We start from the raw sequence: 21,131 nt of genomic DNA on the forward strand, positions 1-21,131 counted from the left end.
CTGCGGCGGCACTAGGGCCGGACATGCCTCGGTGACGCCGGCCAGGGCCGCACGAGGGCCTCGCCGGCGGCCCACAGCTCGGCCCGGCGGCCGAGCCGCACGCGGTCGGGCACGCGCGGCGAGCTCGACGGCGAACAGGTCGTTGGCGAACTGCGTCCGCCCGGCGATGCGCAGGCCCCGCCCGCCGCGGCGCAGGTTGAGGTCGTCCATGGGGCCCAGCGTGTCGCGGTAGCGGCCGGCGTTCGCGACCAGCACACCCGTCCGCCGGGTTCGAGCAGGGGCAGTAGCCGCCGGACGAGCAGGTAGCGGGACAGATGGTTGAGCACGAAGGCCCGTTCCAGCCCCTCGGCCGTGTGCGCGGCGCGCGGCGCGAGAACGCCCGCGCAGCACACGATCGCGGACAGGCGTGTCCCGCGGGCCGCCACCTCGTCGGCCACCCGGGCCGTCTCGCTCAGCAGGCTCGGGTCGGCTCGGATCATGCCGCTCCGGCCGACGGTCAGCGCCCGCTCCCCCAGGGCGGACGCCACCGCGCCGCCGATTCCGGTCGAGCCTGTCACCAGCACCTCAGTCCTGTCTCGACGCCAGGAAAGAGCGGCGGGACAATCCATGTGTGTCCGTCCCGCAGACCACACCGGACGTCCTGGGGGCGGTGCTGCGTGAGGTCAGCTTCACCAGCGCCGCCTACCGGTGGATCGAGGCGGGAGCGCCGTTCCGGCTGGTCTTCGACCGGCCGGGGCTGCGCGGCGTTCACCTGATCGCGTCGGGCGCCTGTGAGCTGGTGCTGGCCGGCGGCGACGTGACGCCGCTCGCCGCGGGCGACACGGTGATCCTGCCGCGCGGCGACGACCACGAGCTGCGGTGCGGGCGGGCGGCGGTCGCCACGTCCGGCTTCGAGCTTGCGGCGCGCACGCCGGGCGTGCGCCTGCGGGCCGGCGGCCCGGACGTGGCGGCGGAGATCGTCTGCGGGGCGTTCGTCGCCGGCGACCCCGGTCATCCGGCGCTGCGCGGGCTGCCGCGGACCCTGGTCGTGCCGGGCCGCGACGGCCGGCCGCCGGAGTGGCTGGCGCCCTACTTCGACCTGCTGCGGCGCGAGGCCGCCGACGCGGGGCCGGGCAGCGACGTCGTGATGGCGCGGCTGTCCGACGCGTTGATCGCCCGGGTGCTGCGCGAGTCGGGCCCGGTGGCCGCGCATCCGGGCTGGCTGGCCGGGCTGCGGGATCCGCATCTGGCGGCCGCGCTGGGCGCGCTGCACGACGAGCCGGCCCGGCCCTGGACGCTGGCCACGCTCGCGGCGGCGGCGAACCTTTCCCGTACGGCGTTCGCGGGGCGCTTCCGCGCGGTGGTGGGCGAGCCTCCGATGCAGTACCTGCAGGCGCTGCGGCTGCACCACGCCCGGCGTCTGCTGCGCGACGAGCGGCTGACCGTCGCGGCGGTGGCGGCCCGGGTGGGGTACACCTCGGACGTCGCCTTCGCCGCGACGTTCCGCCGCGTCGTCGGAGTGCCGCCGGGCGAGTGGCGCCGGCGGCCGGAGGCTACTTGACCGCGCCGGCGGTGAGGCCGGCCTGGATCTGCCGCTGGAAGATGATGTACACGATGATCATCGGCAGGATCGTGAGGACCAGCGCGGCGAACAGCGTCGACCACTCCGCCTGGTAACCGGCGGACACGCTGATCTGCGCGATGCCCTGGGTGAGCAGCAGCTTCCGGTCGGCGCCGGGGCCGCTCATGATGACCACGGGCAGCAGGTACTGGTTCCACTGGCCGACGATGTTGAAGATCGTGATGCTGACCAGGCCGGAGCGGGCCATCGGCATCATGATCTGGAAGAACTTGCGCACGTGCGAGGCGCCGTCGACCGTCGCCGCTTCCTCGATCTCGTACGGCAGGCTCTTGAAGAACGCCGCGAGGAAGAAGATCGTGAACGGCAGCGAGTACGCGATGTAGACCAGGATCAGGCCGGTGAACGAGCCGAGCAGGCCCATGCCCTTGAGGATGTAGAACAGCGGCGCCAGCGCCATGAACGTCGGGAACGCCAGGCCCGAGACGAACAGGTAGTAGATCGCGCGGTTGCCGGGGAACTTGTAACGGGCCAGGACGTACGCGGCCATCGCGCCCAGCAGCATGGTGCCGGCGGTGCTGATGAGCACCACGAAGACGCTGTTGATGAAGTAGCGCCCGATGTGCGCGTCGGTCCACGCGTTGGCGTACGTGCTGAACGAGAAGCTCTCCGGCAGCGCGAACGGCTTGCCCAGGAAGATCTCGGTGTTGCTCTTGAACGACGCGAACAGGACCCAGATCAGCGGGCCGGCCGTGATCACGGCCCAGGCGATCAGCGCGATGTGCGCGATGCCGTTGAAGGCCCGGATCTCGCGCTTGGTGTCCGGCTTGCGTCCGGCGCTGCGGCCCGACGTGGCCGGGGTGGCCGGCACGGCGTCGGTGCCGGGGGTGCTGGTGAGGTTGGTCATCGTCTCGCCTCTCGCCGGTCAGGCTTCGACGGACTCGCGGCGCGTGACCCGCAGGGTCAGCGCGGCGAAGGTCAGGGTCAGGAAGAAGAGGACCACGCCCAGCGCGGAGGCGTAGCCGGCCTGCGAGAACTCGAAGGCGTTGCGGTAGATCATGAGGCTGAGCACCGAGGACGCGCCGTCCGGTCCGCCGCGGTCGACGGTCATGATGTTGACCAGGGCGAAGCAGTCGAACGCGGCGATGCCGAGGTAGACCCAGGCCACCTGGACGGTGTTCCAGAGCAGCGGGATCGTGATCTTGAAGAACAGCGTGATCCGCGAGGCGCCGTCGATCGCGGCCGCCTCGTACACCTCGGTCGGGATGTTGCCCATGCCGGCCGAGAACAGCACGACGTAGAAGCCGACCGCCTGCCAGACGAGCACGACCAGGATGCAGGCCATCGCGTAGCGCTCGTCGGCCAGGAACAGCCACGGCGTCCACGACTCGGGGAACAGGCCGTTGATCATGCCGCTCTTGTCGGGGCCGAAGACCCGGCCGAAGATCACGGCGATGATGGCCAGCGCGAGCAGCTGCGGGAAGAAGAAGATGATCCGGTACGCCTTGGAGCCCCAGACGCCCTTCGTCACGCCGCCGGAGCTGCCGCCGCCCACGTTGAGCAGGAACGCGAACACCAGCGCGATGACGATCGTGATGATCGGCAGCAGGACCAGCACGAAGATGTTGTGCTTGAGCGACTGCCAGAACAGCGTGTCGTCCCACATCTTGCGGAAGTTGCCCAGGCCGACGAAGTTCTCGACCGGCCCGAGCCCCGACCACTCGTACACCGACAGGTAGAACGCCTGGATGTACGCCCAGACCACGAAGGTCACGTAGAGCGCCACCGGCACGACAAGGAAGCCGATGATGAAGGGATACTTGCCGTGCCGCATGGCGCCTACCGTCCCACCTTGTTGCTGGTTACCAGTTACGAGTTGATCAGCTGCGCGTGAACTTCGTGACGGACGAGTCCTTGGCCACAGCCTGCGAGGCCTCCTCCATCCGGTTGCAGAACTTGTCCGCGTCGTAGTCCTTGAACATCAGGTCGTTCGCGGCGGCGCGGGAGGCGTCGTCGAGCTTCTTGTACCAGGTGTCGAACAGGTAGCCCATGAAGATGTCCTTGCCGGCCTTGGTGACCGCGTCGTTGGCGCTGGTCAGGCCGGGCGAGATGGTGACACCGTCGGCGGCGCCCGCCACCACCGTAAGCGACTTGGTGAGCTTCGTGAACTCCAGCGCCGCCTCCTTCGAGAGCATCGTGCGCAGGTACTCCTTGCCGCCCTGCGGGTTCTTGCCCTTGGCCGCCGCGAAGTAGATCTCGCCGGCCGCGGCGTTGATCGCGGTCGCCGGGAGCTTGTCGGAGGTGGTGACGCTCGGGTACGGCGCGATCGCGTACTCGAAGCCGGACGGGGTGTCCTTGGCCTGCTCGTTCTCGAGCCAGGAGCCGCACGGGTAGAACGCGACCTTGTCCTGGTTCTGCTGGAGCTGGACCTCGGTGTGGCGCAGGCCGAGGAACGTCTTGTCGATGTACTTCTGCCCGATGCCCGCCCACGCCGCGGCGGCCTGCTTGACGGCGTCGTTGGTCCAGGCGCCGGCCTTCAGGTTGTCGATGTCCTTGAGAACCTGCTCGGTGCCGATCTTGGCGGCGCTGGTCATGATCGCGCGGACCATGTAGTACGACGCGTTGGCGCCGGCGTAGCCGAACGGCGTGATGCCCTTGGCCTTGATCTGGTCGAGCAGCGCGGTGAACTCGGCCCAGGTGCCCGGCACGGTCCAGTTGTTCTTCTTGAACAGCGCGGCGTTGTACCAGAGGCCGAAGACGGTGTACGAGTAGTTCACCGCGTACGGCTTGCCGTTGTACGTGCCCTGCTCGATCGCGCCCGGCACGAGCGTGTCGGCGACGGTCTTGCCCGCGATGTCCAGCGACGGCGCGGCGAACAGGTCGGTCAGCTCGGCCGCCTGGCCGGCCTTGACGATGGCGCCGAAGTCCATCAGCTTCGAGCCCGAGTTGTTGATCATGTCCGGCGGCGTGCCCGCGTTGATGCGGGGCTGCACGACCGTCGAGATCTCCTCGGTCTGCGAGTACGTGACCTTGGCGTCCGGCCACTTCTTGTTGAACAGCGGCGTGTCGACGTCGGTGGCGTACTTGGTGCCCAGGCCGCCGTTGAAGATCACGATCTCGACGCCCGCCTTGGGGTCGATGCCCAGCGGGTTGTCCGCCGACTTGGTGCCGGTGGCCTGCTCCTGGGTGTCGTCGTCGGAGCTGCCGACGCACGCGCTGAGCATGCTCACGGCGGGGGTGGCCAGCAGACCGACTGCGGCCGCGCGACGCAGCAGCGTACGGCGGTCCAACTCGGGCTTGGTGAATATGTCGGTCACAGCATCTCCTCAGTGCTTGCTGTTTCGTACTGGTATTGCCGAATCATCCCTTGACAGCGCCCGCCGTCAAGCCGGTTGCGATGTTGCGCTGGATGATCAGGAAGAAGACCACCACCGGGATGGAGGTGATGATCGCACCGGCCATGAGGGGGCCCCAGGCGGTACCGCGGGTGGTCTGGTTCTGCAGCAGCCAGGCCATCAGGTTCTGCTTCTCCGGGCTGTTGAGCGTGTTGATGATGATGAACTCGTTCCACGCCTGGATGAAGCCGTAGACGCTGGTGGCCACGAGGCCCGGGCCGGTCAGCGGCAGGATGATGCGCCAGAACACCTGGGCGCGGGTGCAGCCGTCGATCAGCGCGGCCTCGTCCAGCTCGCGGGGGATGCCGGAGATGAAGCCGCGCAGCGTCCAGACGGTGTAGGGCAGGATCAGCACGAGGTACGTGATGCTCACACCGATCAAACTGTTGGTCAAGTTCGCGCTCTGCAGCATGAGGAACAGGGGGATCAGCAGCGACAGGAACGGGATGAGCTGGACCACGAGGACGACGAGGATGATCGCCTTGCGGCCGTAGAACGAGAACCGCGCGATCGACAGCGCCCCGAGGAAGCCCACCACCAGGGCGCCGGCCACCGCCAGCAGGGTGACGATCACGCCGTTCAGCATGTCCTGCAGGAACAGCGGAGCCTTGAACGCGGAGACGAAGTTGTCCAGCGTCGGGTTCGCCGGCAGGAACGTCGGCTCCAGTGCCAGCACCTCGTCGGCCGGCTTGAACGCCGTGTTCAGCACCCAGTAGACCGGGAAGAGCATGAGCACCGAGAAGATCACGCCGGCGGTGTTCGCGAGGACGGTTCCCGTACGGCTGCGGCCGACGGTGATCACGCCGTCGTCGGCCTTGCGCCGGCGCGGGCGCGTCACGACCGCACTGGTCACGTCGGCGGCCATCAGTCCACCTCTCCGATCTTGAACATCTGCCGGATATAGAAGATCATCACGCCGAGCATGAGCAGCACGGTGATCACCGCGATCGCCGAGCCCAGGCTGTACCGGGACTGGCCGAACGCCTGCGTGTACGAGTAGGTGGCCAGCGTCTGGAACTGCGGCTCGGGGTGGCCGTCACGCAGCACCCAGGCCTGCGTGAACAGGCCGAAGTTCCAGATCACCGACAGCGTGGTGACGATCATGATGAGCGGCCGCAGGATCGGCAGCGTGATGTTGCGCAGCGACTGCCAGGGCGTGGCGCCGTCGACCGTGGCGGCCTCGAGCAGCTCCTTGGGCACCTGGGTCAGGCCGGCGTTGAGCGTGATCGCCAGGAACGGGATGCCCGCCCACACCACCAGCGTGGTGATGACGCTCCAGCCCTGCCACGGGTTCACGAACCAGCTGTGGTTCTGGTAGTTCACGCCGGGCAGCTTGTCGATCAGGTAGTTCACGACGCCGAAGTCGGAGTCGGTCATCCACCGGAAGATCTGGGCGGCGACGAGCTGGGGCAGCGCCCACACGAACATCATGGCGACGACCATGAACAGCCGGACGCCGCGGCTGACCCGGCGCATGAGCAGCGCGATGCCCAGGCCGAACAGCACGGAGATCAGCACGGAGACGACGGTGAAGGCGACCGTACGCCCGACGACCGCCCAGAAGACGCCGTCGGAGAGCACCTTGGTGTACTGGTCGACGCCGACCCACGGCGGCGTACGCCCGCTGAGCAGCTCGCGCAGGCGCATGTTCTGGAAGGACAGGATGATCATCCGGACCAGCGGGTAACCCAGCAGGCCGGCGATCAGCAGGAGGGCGGGCAGGGCGAGCAGCCACGGGGTACGGCCGTTCTCGCGCCGGCGGCGCTTGGGGGCGGCGTGACCGGGGATCCGGTTCTGCTGCGACCGGCCCGGGCCGCTCGGCCGTCGGGTCGCCGGGGAGTCGACGACGGACATCGGCTTTCCCTTTCTCAAGGGGTCGGGCGGGCTGCCCGCCCCGCGGCGGGGGCGGGCAGCTCGGCGGATGTCAGCTCTCGTTGAGCGTCGAGTTGATCTGGTCGTCGGCCCACTTGGCGCCGTCGGCCACCGACTTCTTGCCGGTCAGGATGTCGGTCAGCATGGTCTGCAGCACGGCGCCCTTCTCGACGTCGGCCCACTTCTCCGCGTTCGGCGGGAACCAGCTGTTCTTCGCGGCGAGCGCGGCCGGCGCGATCTTCGGGTTGTCCGCGGCGGCCTTGTCGAGCAGCGCGGTCGCGTTCGGCAGCGCGTTGGCCTTGACCAGCCCGGCCATCGAGGTGCTGTCGGTGAACGCCTTGACCCACTGAGCGGCCAGCTCCTTGTTCTGGCTCTTCTCGGTGATGCCGAGGTTGGAGCCGCCCAGGAACGAGGGGATCTCCGGCATCGGCGCGGCGGCCAGCTTGCCCTTGACCTTGGTGGCGACCAGCGGCGAGTCCGGGTTGTTCGGGTCCTTCTTGGTCTCCTCGGCCGCGCCCTGCTCCCAGGCGTTGCCGTAGAACATCGCGGCGGTGCCCTGCGCGAACGTGTTGGCCTGGTCGTTCTCGTTCTTGGTCGGGTCGGCCTTCGAGTACTTCTTGACCAGGTCGACCCAGCGCTGCAGGCCCTCGATCGAGGCCGGCTGCGAGAGCTGGCCGGTCCACTTGTCGCCGTCCTGCTTGGCGATCTCGCCACCGGTCGACTTGACCCAGCTCATCGCGGCGTACCAGTACTGGCCCGGCATGTAGACGGCGCCGAACTTGCTGTTCGCCTTCTCGGCCGCCTGCACCTTGTCGGCGGCGGTCAGGAACTCGTCGTACGACTTGGGGGCCGCGGTGATGCCGGCCTTCTTGAACAGGTCGGTGCGGTAGATCAGCACGCGCGCGCCGGCGTAGTAGGGCACGCAGTAGGTCTGGCCCTCGAAGTCGCAGGCGCCCTTGAGGCCCTGCAGCCAGGAGCTCGAGTTCTCGTAGTCGGCCGGGTTGATCGCACCGAACGCGCCGCTGAAGACGTACTTCGGGAACTCGGTGTTGCCCAGCTCGACGACGTCGGGCACGTCGCTGCCGGCGAGCGTCGCGTCCAGCTTGGTGAGGTGGTTGGCCCACTGCTGGTACTCGACGTTGACCTGGGCGCCGGTGGCCTCGGTGAACCGCTTGCTCGCGTCGTCGACGACGTTCTTCCACGACGTCTGCGCGTCGACCATCAGCCAGACCTTGAGGGTCTTGCCGGTGCCGTCGACCTTGCCGGAGGCAGAGGTGGTCGGGGCGTCCTCGTCCGAGTTGGAGCCGCACGCGGCGGCACTGAGCAGCGTCGCAGCGATTGCCGCGGCGGCCGCGATCTTGCGCTTCACGCTTCCTCCTGGGGAGTTATGTCGTGCTTCGTTATCTGGGGATGGGTGGAGCTAGGTGGTGCTGCCGTCCTTGGCCGCCTTGTGGCCGTGCACGGCTTGCGCGGTGCGCTGGAACGCGGCGTGCGAACGTTCGTGGGTCCGCTGCGCGACAGCGACATAGAGGAGATCCAGGACGACCAGCTGCGGGTGCCGGGCGCTGAGCGCGTCCGGCCGGAAGGTGGTCGCCTGGGTCGCGGTGATCAGGGTGATGTCGGCCAGCTCCGCCAGCGGGGAGCGCGGGAAGCTGGTGAGGGCGATGGTGGTGGCGCCCCGGCTGCTCGCCTCGGCGAGCAGCTCGATCGTCTCGCCGGTCTCGCCCGAGTGCGAGATGCCGAGCGCGACGTCGCCGGGCCGGGAGAGCGCGGCGCTGGCCAGACCGTTGTGCACGTCGGTCCAGGCCCACACCGGCACCCCGATGCGGTGCAGGCTGAACTGCATCTCCTCGCCGACCAGCGCGCTTCCGCTGGCGCCGAAGATGTTCACCCGCGGCGCCGCGGCGATCGCGACCGCGGCCCGCTCCACCTCGGCGAGGTCGAGCAGCGCGGCCGTGTCGTGCATCGCCCGGGTGTCCGCGGCCATGATCTGCCCGAGCACCCGCTCGAGCGGGTCGCCCGGCTGGATCTCGCGGCCGATGTCGACCGTCCAGCCGGCCGAGCGCGCCCGGCCGGTCTCCGCCGCGATGCCGAGCCGCAGATCCGCGTACCCGTCGAAGCCGAGCGCCCGGCAGAACCGGGTGACGGTCGCCGGGGAGGTGCCGCTGCGCTCGGCCAGCTCGACGATGGTCGCCCGGGACGCGGCGGCCGGGTCGGTCAGCACGTGCTCGGCCACCCGCCGCAGAGCCCCGGTGAACTCGGGGAGCAGCGAGCGCACCTTGACGAGCACCCCCTGGTCGGCGTCGTCGGCGCTCCTGACGCTCTCCGAGCCCCTGACCAGTTCTTTCTCGGCGGGCAGCGCCGGTTCTTTCGTGGCGGGCAGGGTCGAGGTGGCCCGGTCGCCACGAACCAGGGAGTCGACGACCGCGGTCGACGCGGCGCCGTCCATCTCCGGCTCGCTCATTGGCCACCCTTTCAGGAAGGAGTGTTTACTGTCGCGGTAAAAGTTCTTACTAACCGCCCCTCCATGTCAAGGAGTTGGGTGAAGTTTTCAAACCGTTACCTGACCTGCGCCGATGAACGCGTGTTACGCCGCCGCCACTTGACGCTCATCGATCCGGATATGTTCTTTACGACGTGACAGCCATCACATGAACGGATACGTCCCGGTTTGACATGGCACTTTCGCTCGATGCCGTCGCGTCGATCGGCCGATGCCGGATCGTGCGCGCGACCCAACTCCTGACGGATCCGAAACGCGGTTTTTACCGGTGAAACGTTTTCACAACGCCGCAGGCCGGCACCGTTCCCCGGTGCCGGCCTGCGGAGGCGTCGTGGTCAGGCGGTCGCGCGGATGGCCTGCGCGAAGACCTCGGAGCGGTGCTCGAAGTTGCGGAACTGCCCGTAGCTGGGCGCCGCCGGCGACAACAGGACCACGCCGCCCGCAGGGGTCAGCTCACGCGCCAGGCGTACGCCGTCGGCCAGATCGTCGGCGGGAACCGTCCTGATGCCGGGCAGGCCGGCCAGCTCGCCGAGGATGCGCGGACCGCTGTCGGGCAGGCCGATCACCGTCAGTTCGCGCGAGGCGAGGAAGTCGCGCAACACGGAGTAGTCCAGCCCGCGGTCGGTGCCGCCGACGAGCACGGTCAGTGGCCGGTCCGCGTAGGCGTCGACGGCGTGCATCGTGGCGTAGGGGCTGGTCGACAGCGTGTCGTCGACGAACGTCAGGCCGGACGGGTCCTCGATCTCGGTGAGCCGGTGCGGCAGCGCCTCGAACGACGCGACCGCCTCGGCGAGCGTCGCGGCGGAGCCGGGCACGTCGATGCCCAGCCCGTCCAGCACGGCCAGCGCGACGCACAGATTGCGCCCGTTGTGCGCGCCCTTGAGGCGCAGCTTCGCGCGCGGGAACAGCGGCTCGTCGGAGCAGTACACGAGCTCGTCCTCGACCCGGAACCGCGAGTCGCCGGCCGCCGCCGGGATCGGCGGGAACCCGTTCGCGTCGGTCACCCCGCGGATCTCGTCGCGCAGCCGCTCGTCGGCCCCGTTCACGACGATCATTTCCGGTCCGTGGCGCAGCAGGTTGAGCTTGTCGCGGTAGTACTCGCGCTCGCCGCCGTGCGCGTCGAGGTGCTCGGGGAACAGCGACGTCACCACCGCCACCCGCGGCGAGTCGGTCAGGTCGGCGCACTGGTAGCTCGACAGCTCCAGGACGTACAGCTCGGCGTCGGGCAGGTCGAGCAGCGGCACGCCGATGTTGCCGCCGAACGCGTTGGGCCGGCCGGCCGCGGCCAGCAGGTGGCTGATCAGGCTCGACGTGGTGCTCTTGCCCTTGCTGCCGGTGACCCCGATCGTGCGCGCCGCGTGGTCGGCCATCCACAGCGCGCTGCCGCCGGTCACCGTCACGCCGCGGTTGCGCAGCTCCGCCATCCACGGGTGCGTCTGCGGCACGCCCGGCGACCGCACCACGACATCGGCGGTGACCAGCGCGGGGAACGCGTGGTCGCCGCCCGCGAGCGGCGCCGCCTCGGCGAGGGCGCCCTCCCACGAGACGGAGAGGAAGTTCGCGCTGTCGTCGACCGCGATCAGCCGCGACGGCCCGTGCGGCGCGATGGCCGTCACCGCCGCGCGGCCCTCGCGGCCGGTGCCCCAGACCGCCACGGACCGGCCCTTCAGGTCTGCCAGGCGCACGTTCGTCCCCTCCTCGTCGGGTCGCACTAGTATTGCCCGTCGGCCTTAGGACAGGAGTTTCCGGGTGCAGTTCGACGTGATGCGGTTCCCCTCGTACGCCTTCGACCCCGAGACCGGGGTGGCGACGTTCGACTACGTGCTCGACGGGCCGGAGCCGCTGCACTTCACCGAGACGGTCACGCTGCCGGTGCCCGAGCGGCCCGCCGGGGTCCCGGCCGCGCTCCCCCGCGTGCTCGACCTGCTGCACGTCGTCGCCGGGGTGAGCTACTTCAAGGTCGGCGCGCCGGCGCGCGTGCTCGCCCCCCAGCCGGTCCCGCCCGCCGCGGCCGAGTTCTTCACCGCGATCTACACCAAGGGCATGGCCGAGTACGCGTACCGCAACCAGCTCGCCCACGTCCTGGAGCTCACGGTCGAGGTGCCCGCGGGCGCCCCCGCGGCGCCCGAGGTGGTCGACAACAGCCAGGGCCGCCCCTTGTCGGCAGTCGGCGGCGGCAAGGACTCCATCGTCACGCTGGAGATCCTGCGCGCCGCCGGGCTCGACCCGGTGCCGTTCTCGGTCAACCCCAACCCGGTGATCGAGAACGTCAACGCCGCCTCCGGCCTGCCGGCGCTGGCCGCCCGCCGCAAGCTCGACCCGCGCCTGTTCGAGCTCAACAAGGCCGGCGCGCTCAACGGCCACATCCCGGTCACCGCGATCAACTCGCTGATCGCGGTCGCCACCGCGGTGTGGCACGGCCTCGGCCCGGTGGTCATGTCCAACGAGCGCTCCGCCTCCGACCCCAACCTGATCTGGAACGGTCACGAGGTCAACCACCAGTGGTCCAAGGGCGTCGAGGCCGAGGGCCTGCTGCGCGCCGCCGTGACCGCCCACGCCGGGCTCACCGAGCCGTACTTCTCGCTGCTGCGCTCGCTGTCCGAACTGCACATCGCGCAGTTGTTCGCCCGTCACACCGCGTACGACGACGTGGTGACCAGCTGCAACAAGGCCTTCAAGCTGCACGACCCCACGGCCCGCTGGTGCGGCGACTGCCCGAAGTGCCGCTTCGTCTTCCTGGCGATGGCCCCCGCCATGGACCGCGCCCGCCTGACGAAGATCTTCGGCCACGACCTGTTCGCCGACGTGGCCCAGGTCCCCGGCTTCCTCGAGCTGCTGGGCATCGACGCCCACAAGCCCTTCGAGTGCGTCGGCGAGGTTGAGGAGTCCCTGGTGGCCCTCTCCATGCTGGACGACGACGCCCCCGTGCTGACCGCCCTGCGCGCCGCCGTCCCCGCCGAGGCCTGGGCCGCCGCCTCCCGCGAGGACGTCCTCACCCCCGGCGGCCCCACCTTCGTTCCGGCCTCCTACGCCAAAATCCTGACCGACGCCCTCTGAGCCCTCCCCTCATGGACACCCCGCCACCCACCGCCGCCTCCGCCCACCCGGACGCCCTCGCACCCGACACTCCGGACGCCGCGGCCCTGCGAGCGGTCCCTGACGACCCGGACGCCCCGGCGCTGCGCGCGGCCTCCGGCAGCGCCGACGCCCCCCGGACACCCGCGGTCCCCGGCCGCAGCAACGCCCCCGGCTTCAGCGACGTCCCTGGCCACACCGATGTCCCCGCTGCGGGTGCTGTCTACGTCGGCAAGGCCGACCTCGACGCGCCGGCCGAGCAGGGCTGGCTGCTCGGCCACTTCCGCCCGGCGGGCGACCCCCGCCACAGCACCGACGTCGAAATCAAGTGGGGCCGCCACCCGAAGGGCGACCGCCGAGCCCGCTGGGTCACCGGCGAGGAACGCACCGCCCTGCTCATCCTGATCAGCGGCCGCTTCCACGTAGAACTCCCCGACCGCACGGTGGTCCTCACCGACCCCGGCGACTACATCGTCTGGGGCCGCGGCGTAGACCACTCCTGGCTGGCCGAGGAGGAGTCCGTCGTGCTGACCGTCCGCTGGCCTTCCATCCCCGGCTACAAGGTCCCGCCCCAGCCTTAGCACAACCGCTCCGCCGCAGCCCCTCAGTTCTGGCTCCTGTGTGGGCTTGCCCAGGCCACACGCAGCAATCCTGCCCCGCGCTTCAACCCCGGCCCGGCGCCCTCCCGCGTCGCCGCTCAATCCCCGGCCCGGCACCCTCCCGGCGTCCCGCTCCAATCTCGGCCTGGCACCCTCCCGCGTCGCCGCTCCACACCCGGCCCGGCACCCTCCCGGCATCCCGCTCCAATCTCGGCCTGGCACCCTCCCGCGTCGCCGCTCCACACCCGGCCCGGCACCCTCCCGGCGTCCCGCTCCAATGTCGGCCTGGCATCCTGCCGCGTCGCCGCTCAACCCCGGCCGGCACCCTCCAGCGTCCCGCTCGGCCCCCGCCCCGCGCCCTCAGCCCGTCGCGTCGCCTTCTGACCCACCTATCCCCGACGATGCATCATGCAGCATGCACAGTGGACGCGGAGGCTGCGGCTCTCTGGGCGGGAGCAGCAGCCGGGCGGTGCTACTCCGGGGCGTCGTGGTGGATGCGGTCGGGGGCGACGCCGAGCTGGAGTAGGGCGGCGGTGGTGGCGGCGAGCATCAGCGGTGGGCCGGCCAGGTAGACCTCGTGATCGGACCACTCGCCGTAGGCGGCTACGGCGTCGGTGACCAGGCCCGACGCGTACGGGCCGGGGTCGCCCTCGGAGACGACCGGGACGACGGTGGCCCGGCGCGCCCGGCGGGCCGTCTCGGCGATCTCGTCGATGTCGTAGAGCTCGTCGAGGTTGCGGACGCCCCAGAACAGCACAGCAGAGCGCGCGTCGCCGGTGTCGGCGAGCTCGGTCAGCAGGGCCTTGAGCGGCGCGACGCCGGTGTCGCCGGCGATCATCAGGAGGTTGCGTCCGGGGGTCTCGGGCAAGGTCATCGTGCCCTCGGCGCGGCTCAGGCGCACGGGGTCGCCGACGCGGGTGCGGTGCACGAGCGTGCCGCTCACGCCCGTCGTGGTCTTGGCCCGTACGTGCAGCTCGATCAGGTCGTTGCGCCGCGGTGCGCCCGCCAGCGAGTAGGGGCGCCAGATCTGCGGTAGCTCGGGCAGCTGGATGCGGGCGAACTGCCCCGGCCGGAACGGCATCGGCAGCGCCGGACGCAGCCGCACCACCGCCAGGTCGGGCCGGCGCCGGTCGTGCTCGACGACGGTCGCGTCCCACACCAGCGGTTCCAGGCCCGCGCGCGCGGAGCCGTGAACGATCCACTCGTACGCGTGCTGCCACGTCGACCGCCACGCCAAGTCGAAGTCCTGCCGCCACTGCCCCGGCGCCATGCCCGCGCGCATCGCCTCGGCCAGCGCGGCGCCCACCAGGTGGTACTGCCCCGGCTGCACCCCGCACGCGGCCAGCGCGGCGCCGAGCCGCCGGCACCCGCCCACCAGCAGCGGCGGCCGGTCGAGGTGGTGCACCAGCCAAGTCAGCGCCCGGCCGAGCATCGCCGCCTGCGTCGCCGCGTCGCCCGGCAGGGCCGCCATCAGCGACGGGTGCGCCTGCAGCAGCGCCGCCCGGAGCCGTTCGGCCACCTCGTCGGGCCCGCCCGCGAACGTCAGGCTCGTGCTCAGCAGCCGCTGGGTCTGCCGCAGCAGCGCGTCGTCGGCCGGGTCCATGCCGTCCCCGCCCCCGCCCGGCGGCCGCGACACCATCGGCGGCATGACGTGCGGCAGCTCGAATCCCGGCAACCTCGGCGCCGGAGCACCGGGCGCCCGCGTCGTGTGCGCTTCTCCGTGCAATCCACCCTCATCCCGTACGCCATGGGCCCACCGCGGCCGGGCGCCCCCTTCGATCCCGGGCGCCTCGGAGACCGGCGGCTGCCACCCGGGCCGCACCGCCCGCGCCGGCCGCCGCACCGGCAGCCCCGCGAACTGATTGCGGCTGGGTCGGCCCACGGCCTCGACATCGGCATAGCGCCCAGCTTCCTCGGGCGTCATCAGTGCCTTGCCGGGCGCCTTATCAGCGTCGGGCGTCCCCGCCCCGGCGCCGTCGTACCGGCCCGGCCCGTTCTCCGTCGCGGGCGCCGTCGAAGCCGGGCGTTCGCGCGCGAAGAACGGCCCCGAGCCCGGCGGCGCGGGCTCAACATCACCGTAGTCGCGCCCTGAGGTCGTGCCCGACCCCGCCGGATAGGTCAACGGCGTCCATCCCTGCCGCGCCGACCGGGTCACGTCGATCGCAGGAAGCCCGGCGGGCCGCGCCACCGGGGCTGACTCGAACGGCTCGACCTCCCGCCCGTGCCCGGCGGGCGCCGTAGCTCCCTGAGTCGCCCGCCCCGCGCCTCCACCGAAATACGGCCGCGCTCCAGCCGCGCTCGTCCCCGCCGGCGAACCCGCATCGGCCCGTTTGGACGAAGCCGCGTCGGCCCGGGTCGGCGAAGCCGCATCGGCCCGGGTTGGCGAAGCCGCATCGGCCCGGGTCGGCGAAGCCGCATCGGCCCGGGTCGGCGAAGCCGCATCGGCCCAGGTAGCCGAAGCCGCATCGGCCCGGGTCGGCGAAGCCGCATCGGCCCAGGCGGGCGGGGCGGTATCGCTTGGCGAACCAGCAGCGCCCGCCGGCGAACCAGCGGCCGTCCGCGCCGGCGAAGGGGCATCGGCCCACGTTGGCGAGCCCGCTGACGAACCAGCGTCCGTCCACATCGACGGACCGGCATCAACCCCGGCCGACAAAGCGGCATCAGCCCCCTCGAGCGGATCGGCCTCGGCTCGCCCGGGCGGACCCACGTCAGCCCCGGCCCGCGAACGAGCATCGGCCCGCACTGGCGGACCAGCGTCAGCTCGCGCCGGAGAAGCGGCGGAGGACGGCGGTGCCACGGGGCGCACCGGGTTGCGGGCCCAGAACGACCGCCCCGGCGGCGCCTCCGGGTGACCACGCCCCTGCTGTGCCGCGAGTGAACCCTGATCGTGGCCAGACCGCGCCGGCTCACGAGCGCCCGCCGCAGAAGCGCCCCCGGGCGTCCCCGGATGACGGCCGAAGGACGCCGAATCACCGCCGAAGGACGCCGGGTCACGGTCGACGGATGCCGGACCACGGCCCAAGGACGCCGGGTCACGGTCGACGGGCGCCGGGTCATGGTCGACGGGCGCCGGACCACGGCCGAAGGACCCCGCGTCACGGCCAGGCACGGCCCGCGCAGTGGCATCGGGCGCCGTCGGGGACGCGGATGCCCAGCGCGGCCGCATCGGTTGCCCCGGCGAGGGTTCCTCGCCCACGTGCGGCACGCCCGGGTGGGAGGGGCCGGGCGGCAGAGCCTCGTGCGCCTCCCCGGGCGGCAGCGCCGGACGGCCCGGGTCCGCGTCGTCCTGGTCGTGCAGGGCGGCGACGGTGTCGGCGATGCCCGCGGCCACCGCGTCGGGGGCGGCCTGCCGCAGCCGGATCGCCCGCAGCAGGGCCAGCAGATGCTGGTCCGCCCCGGAACCCGAGCCCGATCCGGACGACACTGGCGAACACCCCCGCTTCGCGGATCATCGAACAGTACAACCGTACTGCCGTGGGCCTCGCCGCGTCCCGCGACCGGGAGACGGCGTGACCCCGGCCGCTCACCCCGGCACAGTCGCCATGCGGCTCACCGCCTCGGCGAGGATCTCGGGACTCGTGGCGAAGTTGAGGCGGACATGACCCGAGCCGGCCGCGCCGAACCGGGTGCCCGGCTCGAGCGCCACCCGCGCCTCGGCCAGATAGCGGTCGCGCGGCTGCGCGTCGCGCCCCAGCGCGGAGGCGTCGAGCCAGGCCAGATAGGTCGCCTCGGGCGGCGTCCAGCGCAGGGCCGGCAGCTGCTCGGCGAGCAGCGAGCCGAGCTGCTCACGCCGCGCGGCGAGTGTGCCGATCAGCGCGGCGAGCCAGGCGTCGCCCTCGGTGAACGCGGCGATCGAGGCGAGCACGCCCAGGTGACCGGTGCGCTCGAACACCTCGGCGGCCAGGCGCTCGACGAGCTGCGCCATGCGCGGGGAGGCGGTCACCAGCGCGGCGCACTTGAGGCCCGCGAGGTTGAACGCCTTGCTCGCGGACACGACCGCGAGCGCGACCTCGGCCGCGCCGGGCACCGTGAGCAGCGGCGTGACCCGGGCGCCGGGCAGCGCCAGCGGAGCGTGGATCTCGTCGCTGACGATCGGCACGCCGTAGAGCCGGGAGAGCCGGACGAGCTCGGCCAGCTCGTCGGCCGTGTGCACGCGGCCGACCGGGTTCTGCGGGTTGCACAGCAGGTAGGCGGCCGGGTGGACGGCGAACGCCGCCTCGAGGCCGGCCAGGTCGAGGCGGGTGCCGGCGAGCGGCACCTCGACCACCCGGCCGCCCGCCTCGGGCACCCAGTCGAAGAACGGCGGATAGACCGGCGGGCTGATCACCACCGGGTCGCCGGGCCGGACCAGCAGCCGCAGCACCTCGACCACGCCGACGCCGACGTCGGTCACGGCGGAGACCTGGGCGGGATCGGGGTCCCACCCCCACTGGCGCCCGGCGAACGCGGCGAACGCCTTGCCGAGCTCGGGGCCGGGCGCGGAGTAGCCCAGGTCGCCGCGGCTGACCGCCGTGTGCAGCACCTCGGCCACCGGCGGCGCCAGCTCGTAGTCCATCTCGGCGACGAACAGCGGCAGCACGTCGTCGGGGAACGTGCGCCACTTGACGCTGCGCCGCAGCCGGAGCTCGGCGAGGGACGGGACCGTCAGTTCTGCGCTCATGCCGCCATCCTGCTCCGGCCCTCCGACATTTTCCCGGTGGCGGACGAGCGGGTAATTCTGTGAATTCGCTGCGAGCAGAGCGCGCCTTTGGCAGGCTGCTTCCAGGATCCCGACCGGTTGCCCCCGGGCCGCTCGGCTTGAGCCCACGCGAGGCGGAGCCATGAGCATCAGCCATCACCAGACGGCCAGCGGCCGACCGCTGCGGGTCTCTCCTGCGTGGGTCGGGGGCGCCGGTTCGGCCCACCACGAGCACCTGCTCCCCGTGCGGGAAGCGGTCTGGGTCTGGGGCGTCCGCCGATATGCGCGCCTGGCCCTCTGGGCGCTGCCCGCCGCGGCCCTGCTGCACGGCTGGGCCACGCTGGGCATCGACACCCCGCCGGGCCCGCTCGTCGTCACGCTCGCCGCCGACTGGCTGGCCGCGGTCGCGATGATCGCCCTCGCCGGGCTGCTCGCCGGCAGCCGTACCCGCCGCTCCGCCCTGGCCGGCCTGCTCGTCGGGATGGCCGGTCTGGTGCTGAGCCTGCCGCTGGCCGCGCTGCCGCCGGACACCGCCGCGGCCGGTTCGCCGCTGGCCGTCGAGCAGCTGCGAATGGTGGAGGTCGCCGCTTCCGCCGCCGTGGGCGCCGGCTGGGTGCTGCTGGGCTGGGCCGTCTTCCGCTCGCGGCTGGTCAACCCGGCCGACGGGGTGCTGCTCATGCTGGCCGCCGCGGCGATCGGCGCCGGCGCGCACGCCCAGCGCCCGCTGCCGACCGTCGGCGCGCTGCTGCTGCTCGCCGCGGGCACCGGCCTGGCGTGGACGGGAAGCCGGCTCATCCCCGAGCACTGAATTGTCGGACCCGGGTGGCATGCTCGCACCAGTCCCGGGACGACCCCGGGGCCGGCGGAAGGAGCAGCCATGGCCAAGGTGGTCGCCGACATCTCGGTGTCGCTCGACGGGTTCGTGACGGGTCCCGACCCGGGTCCGGGCCAGGGCCTGGGCCGCGGCGGCGAGGCTCTGCACACGTGGGCGTTCTCCAGCGACGCGGTCGACCGGGCGGTGCTGGCCGAGTCCACCGACGCCACCGGCGTGGTGATCATGGGCCGCCGGCTGTTCGACGTCGTCGACGGCCCCGACGGGTGGAACGACGAGGTGGGCTACGGCGCGGGCGAGGCCGGGCAGCAGCCGGTGCTCGTCGTCACCCGCACCCCGCCTGCCCACGTGCGGCTGGCCGACCGGTTCACGTTCGTGCTCGACGGCGTGGCCAGCGCCGTCGACAAGGGCATCTCCCTCGCCGAGGGGCGCGACGTCGTGATCATGGGCGGCGGCGCCACGGTCCGCAGCGCGATCGACGCCGGCGTGGTCGACGAGGTGCGGCTTCATCTCGCGCCCGTGCTGCTCGGCGGCGGCACCCCGCTGTTCGACGGCGCCGTGCCGCGCAACCTGCGCCAGATCCACGTGCGGGCGTCCGGCCACGCCACCCACCTGACCTACCGGGTCGACTGACGGCCGTGCCCGAGATCCACCTGATCACCGATCCCGCCGACGACCGGCTCGGCGACTACCGCGCCCTCACCGATCTGGAGCTGCGCACCAAGTGGGAGCCGCCCAACGGGCTGTTCATCGCCGAGGGCGAGCTGGTGCTGCGCCGCGCCCTGCGGGCCGGCTACCGGCCCCGGTCCTATCTGGTCGACGCCAAGCGCACCGACCAGATCGCCGACCTGCCCGGCGACGCCCCGGTCTACGCGGCCACCCCCGCCGTGCTCGAGCAGGCCACCGGCTTCCACGTGCACCGCGGGGTGCTGGCCTCCTTCCACCGCGCGCCGCTGCGCGCGGCCGAGGAGGTCGTGGCGGCGGCGCGGCGGGTGGCCGTGCTCGAGGACGTGAACAACCACACCAACATCGGCGCGGTCTTCCGGGGCGCCGCCGCGCTCGGCATCGACGCGGTGCTGCTGTCGCCGACGTGCGCCGATCCGCTCTACCGGCGCAGCGTGCGGGTCAGCATGGGCGAGGTCTTCGCCATCCCGTACGCGCGGCTGGAGCCCTGGCCCGACGGCCTGCAACTGCTGCGCGACGCCGGCTTCACCGTGCTCGCCCTGACCCCGGCGCCCGACGCCGTGCCGCTGCAGAGGCTGACCAGTAGCCAGCGCGAGAAGGCGGCGCTGCTGCTCGGCGCCGAGGGCCCCGGCCTGTCGAAGAACGCGCTGGCGGCCAGCGACGTCCCGGTCAAGATTCCGATGCGGCGCAACGTGGACTCGCTCAACGTGGCGGCCGCGGCTGCGGTCGCGTTCTGGGAGCTGGGACGCGACGACCCGCAGACATGAGGACGGCCGGCCCCGGGGAGGGGACCGGCCGTCTAATCGGCAACGATCAGGCGCGTTCGCGGCTCGCGACGCCGTTGTAGTCGGCGCCGCCGAGGGCCGCCGACGGCGGGATCGGCTCGGGCGCCGGCAGCGCGGCGGTGCGGTCGGGGTCGCCGGTGACCTCGGCCTCGGCGACGCGTACCTGGTCGTTGACCTTCTGCGCCTCGGCGGCCGCGGCCTCGGCGGCCGCCACGGCCTCCTTCTCGACCGCCGCGGAGTCGACCTTGGCCGACGGCTTGTCGCCGACCATGTCGGCCAGCCCGCCCAGCGCGCCGCCCATGCCCTCGAGGGCCTTGGTGAGCTCGGTGGGCACGATCCACACCTTGTTCGCCGTGCCGTTCGCGATCTGCGGCAGCGCCTGCAGGTACTGGTAGGCCAGCACCTTCTGCGACGGGTTCGCGGTGTGGATGGCGTCGAAGACCGTACGGATCGCCTTGGCCTGGCCCTCGGCCTGCAGGATGCGGGACTGCCGGTCACCGTCGGCGCGCAGCACCGCGGCCTGCTTCTCGCCCTCGGCCGTGAGGATCTGCGCCTGCTTGTGGCCCTCGGCGTTGAGGATCGTGGCGCGGCGTTCCCGCTCGGCGCGCATCTGCTTCTCCATCGAGTCGCGGATGCTCGGCGGCGGCTCGATCGCCTTGATCTCGACCCGGGTGACCTTGATGCCCCAGCGGCCGGTGGTCTCGTCGAGCACCGTCGAGAGGTGGCGGTTGATCTCCTCACGGCTGGTCAGCGCGCGCTCGAGGTCGAGCGAGCCGATGACGTTGCGCAGCGTGGTGACCGTCAGTTGCTCTATGGCCTGCAGGAAGTTCGCGATCTCGTAGGTCGCCCGGACCGGGTCGACCACCTTGAAGTACAGCACCGTGTCGATCGACACGACGAGGTTGTCGGAGGTGATCACGGGCTGCGGCGGGAAGGAGACGACCTGCTCGCGCATGTCGACCTTGCTGCGCACCGAGTCGACGAACGGCACCAGCAGGTTGAGGCCGGGGCTCAACGTCCGCTTGTACTTGCCCAGGCGCTCGACCACGTCCATCCGCTGCTGAGGGACGATGCGGACGGACCGCAGCAGCGTGACGATGGCGAACACCACGATCACGATGATGAGGACGCCGATCACAGCTTCCATGGC

18 protein-coding genes are annotated in these 21,131 nt (G+C 71.7%); 6 read left to right on the plus strand and 12 right to left on the minus strand.

Annotation, left to right across the window (positions count from 1 at the left end):
• Window positions 1–11 precede the first annotated feature (11 nt).
• Window positions 12–557: a hypothetical protein gene (locus ACSNN8_RS35340; protein ID WP_436654522.1), complete on the minus strand. Its 546-nt coding sequence runs from the start codon at window positions 555–557 to the stop codon at window positions 12–14.
• A gap of 53 nt (window positions 558–610) precedes the next feature.
• On the opposite strand from ACSNN8_RS35340, the gene ACSNN8_RS35345 reads away from it, so the two are divergent.
• Window positions 611–1,540: an AraC family transcriptional regulator gene (locus ACSNN8_RS35345; RefSeq protein ID WP_436654523.1), complete on the plus strand. Its 930-nt coding sequence runs from the start codon at window positions 611–613 to the stop codon at window positions 1,538–1,540.
• Here the strand turns inward: ACSNN8_RS35345 and ACSNN8_RS35350 are convergent.
• From ACSNN8_RS35350 to murD, 8 genes are all read right to left on the minus strand, one after another.
• Window positions 1,533–2,465, minus strand: a complete 933-nt coding sequence (locus ACSNN8_RS35350; RefSeq protein ID WP_436654524.1) for a carbohydrate ABC transporter permease — start codon at window positions 2,463–2,465, stop codon at window positions 1,533–1,535. The two genes, ACSNN8_RS35345 and ACSNN8_RS35350, sit on opposite strands and share 8 nt — an antisense overlap.
• 18 nt (window positions 2,466–2,483) lie before the next feature.
• Window positions 2,484–3,392 carry a carbohydrate ABC transporter permease gene (locus ACSNN8_RS35355; protein ID WP_436654525.1) on the minus strand — a complete coding sequence of 303 codons (909 nt, stop codon included), beginning with the start codon at window positions 3,390–3,392 and terminating at the stop codon, window positions 2,484–2,486.
• 46 nt (window positions 3,393–3,438) lie between these two features.
• Complete coding sequence (gene ngcE / locus ACSNN8_RS35360) at window positions 3,439–4,875, minus strand: N-acetylglucosamine/diacetylchitobiose ABC transporter substrate-binding protein (RefSeq protein ID WP_436654526.1); 1,437 nt, start codon at window positions 4,873–4,875, stop codon at window positions 3,439–3,441.
• A 43-nt stretch (window positions 4,876–4,918) separates the two neighbouring features.
• The gene (locus ACSNN8_RS35365) at window positions 4,919–5,818 is read right to left on the minus strand and encodes a carbohydrate ABC transporter permease (protein ID WP_436654527.1); all 900 of its coding nucleotides are present in this window, start codon (window positions 5,816–5,818) and stop codon (window positions 4,919–4,921) included.
• Window positions 5,818–6,807 carry a carbohydrate ABC transporter permease gene (locus tag ACSNN8_RS35370; protein WP_436654528.1) on the minus strand — a complete coding sequence of 330 codons (990 nt, stop codon included), beginning with the start codon at window positions 6,805–6,807 and terminating at the stop codon, window positions 5,818–5,820. The genes ACSNN8_RS35365 and ACSNN8_RS35370 overlap by 1 nt, the downstream gene beginning before the upstream one ends.
• A gap of 70 nt (window positions 6,808–6,877) precedes the next feature.
• Complete coding sequence (locus ACSNN8_RS35375; protein ID WP_436654529.1) at window positions 6,878–8,194, minus strand: extracellular solute-binding protein; 1,317 nt, start codon at window positions 8,192–8,194, stop codon at window positions 6,878–6,880.
• 51 nt (window positions 8,195–8,245) lie between these two features.
• Complete coding sequence (locus tag ACSNN8_RS35380) at window positions 8,246–9,289, minus strand: MurR/RpiR family transcriptional regulator (RefSeq protein ID WP_436654530.1); 1,044 nt, start codon at window positions 9,287–9,289, stop codon at window positions 8,246–8,248.
• Window positions 9,290–9,663: 374 nt separating this feature from the next.
• The gene (gene murD / locus ACSNN8_RS35385; protein WP_436654531.1) at window positions 9,664–11,013 is read right to left on the minus strand and encodes a UDP-N-acetylmuramoyl-L-alanine--D-glutamate ligase; all 1,350 of its coding nucleotides are present in this window, start codon (window positions 11,011–11,013) and stop codon (window positions 9,664–9,666) included.
• 79 nt (window positions 11,014–11,092) lie between these two features.
• On the opposite strand from murD, the gene ACSNN8_RS35390 reads away from it, so the two are divergent.
• Complete coding sequence (locus ACSNN8_RS35390) at window positions 11,093–12,385, plus strand: hypothetical protein (protein WP_436655526.1); 1,293 nt, start codon at window positions 11,093–11,095, stop codon at window positions 12,383–12,385.
• 287 nt (window positions 12,386–12,672) lie between these two features.
• Window positions 12,673–12,984 carry a signal peptidase I gene (locus ACSNN8_RS35395; RefSeq protein WP_436655527.1) on the plus strand — a complete coding sequence of 104 codons (312 nt, stop codon included), beginning with the start codon at window positions 12,673–12,675 and terminating at the stop codon, window positions 12,982–12,984.
• Between the two features lie 490 nt (window positions 12,985–13,474).
• On the opposite strand, the gene ACSNN8_RS35400 is transcribed toward ACSNN8_RS35395, so the two are convergent.
• Both ACSNN8_RS35400 and ACSNN8_RS35405 read right to left on the minus strand, forming a co-directional pair.
• Window positions 13,475–14,650: a globin gene (locus tag ACSNN8_RS35400; RefSeq protein WP_436654532.1), complete on the minus strand. Its 1,176-nt coding sequence runs from the start codon at window positions 14,648–14,650 to the stop codon at window positions 13,475–13,477.
• Window positions 14,651–16,525: 1,875 nt separating this feature from the next.
• Window positions 16,526–17,662 carry a MalY/PatB family protein gene (locus tag ACSNN8_RS35405; RefSeq protein WP_436654533.1) on the minus strand — a complete coding sequence of 379 codons (1,137 nt, stop codon included), beginning with the start codon at window positions 17,660–17,662 and terminating at the stop codon, window positions 16,526–16,528.
• Window positions 17,663–17,822: 160 nt separating this feature from the next.
• Here ACSNN8_RS35405 and ACSNN8_RS35410 point away from each other — a divergent pair, with 160 nt between their 5' ends.
• The 3 genes from ACSNN8_RS35410 (at window position 17,823) to ACSNN8_RS35420 (ending at window position 19,963) form a co-directional block, all read left to right on the plus strand.
• Complete coding sequence (locus tag ACSNN8_RS35410) at window positions 17,823–18,488, plus strand: hypothetical protein (RefSeq protein ID WP_436654534.1); 666 nt, start codon at window positions 17,823–17,825, stop codon at window positions 18,486–18,488.
• A 69-nt stretch (window positions 18,489–18,557) separates the two neighbouring features.
• Window positions 18,558–19,145 carry a dihydrofolate reductase family protein gene (locus tag ACSNN8_RS35415; protein ID WP_436654535.1) on the plus strand — a complete coding sequence of 196 codons (588 nt, stop codon included), beginning with the start codon at window positions 18,558–18,560 and terminating at the stop codon, window positions 19,143–19,145.
• The gene (locus ACSNN8_RS35420) at window positions 19,142–19,963 is read left to right on the plus strand and encodes a TrmH family RNA methyltransferase (RefSeq protein ID WP_436655529.1); all 822 of its coding nucleotides are present in this window, start codon (window positions 19,142–19,144) and stop codon (window positions 19,961–19,963) included. Before ACSNN8_RS35415 ends, ACSNN8_RS35420 begins: the two co-directional genes overlap by 4 nt.
• 46 nt (window positions 19,964–20,009) lie before the next feature.
• Here the strand turns inward: ACSNN8_RS35420 and ACSNN8_RS35425 are convergent, their stop codons facing one another.
• Window positions 20,010–21,128: an SPFH domain-containing protein gene (locus ACSNN8_RS35425; protein WP_436654536.1), complete on the minus strand. Its 1,119-nt coding sequence runs from the start codon at window positions 21,126–21,128 to the stop codon at window positions 20,010–20,012.
• Between the last annotated feature and the right edge of the window lie 3 nt (window positions 21,129–21,131).

This window comes from Actinoplanes sp. URMC 104 (assembly GCF_051386375.1).
GTDB lineage: Bacteria > Actinomycetota > Actinomycetes > Mycobacteriales > Micromonosporaceae > Actinoplanes.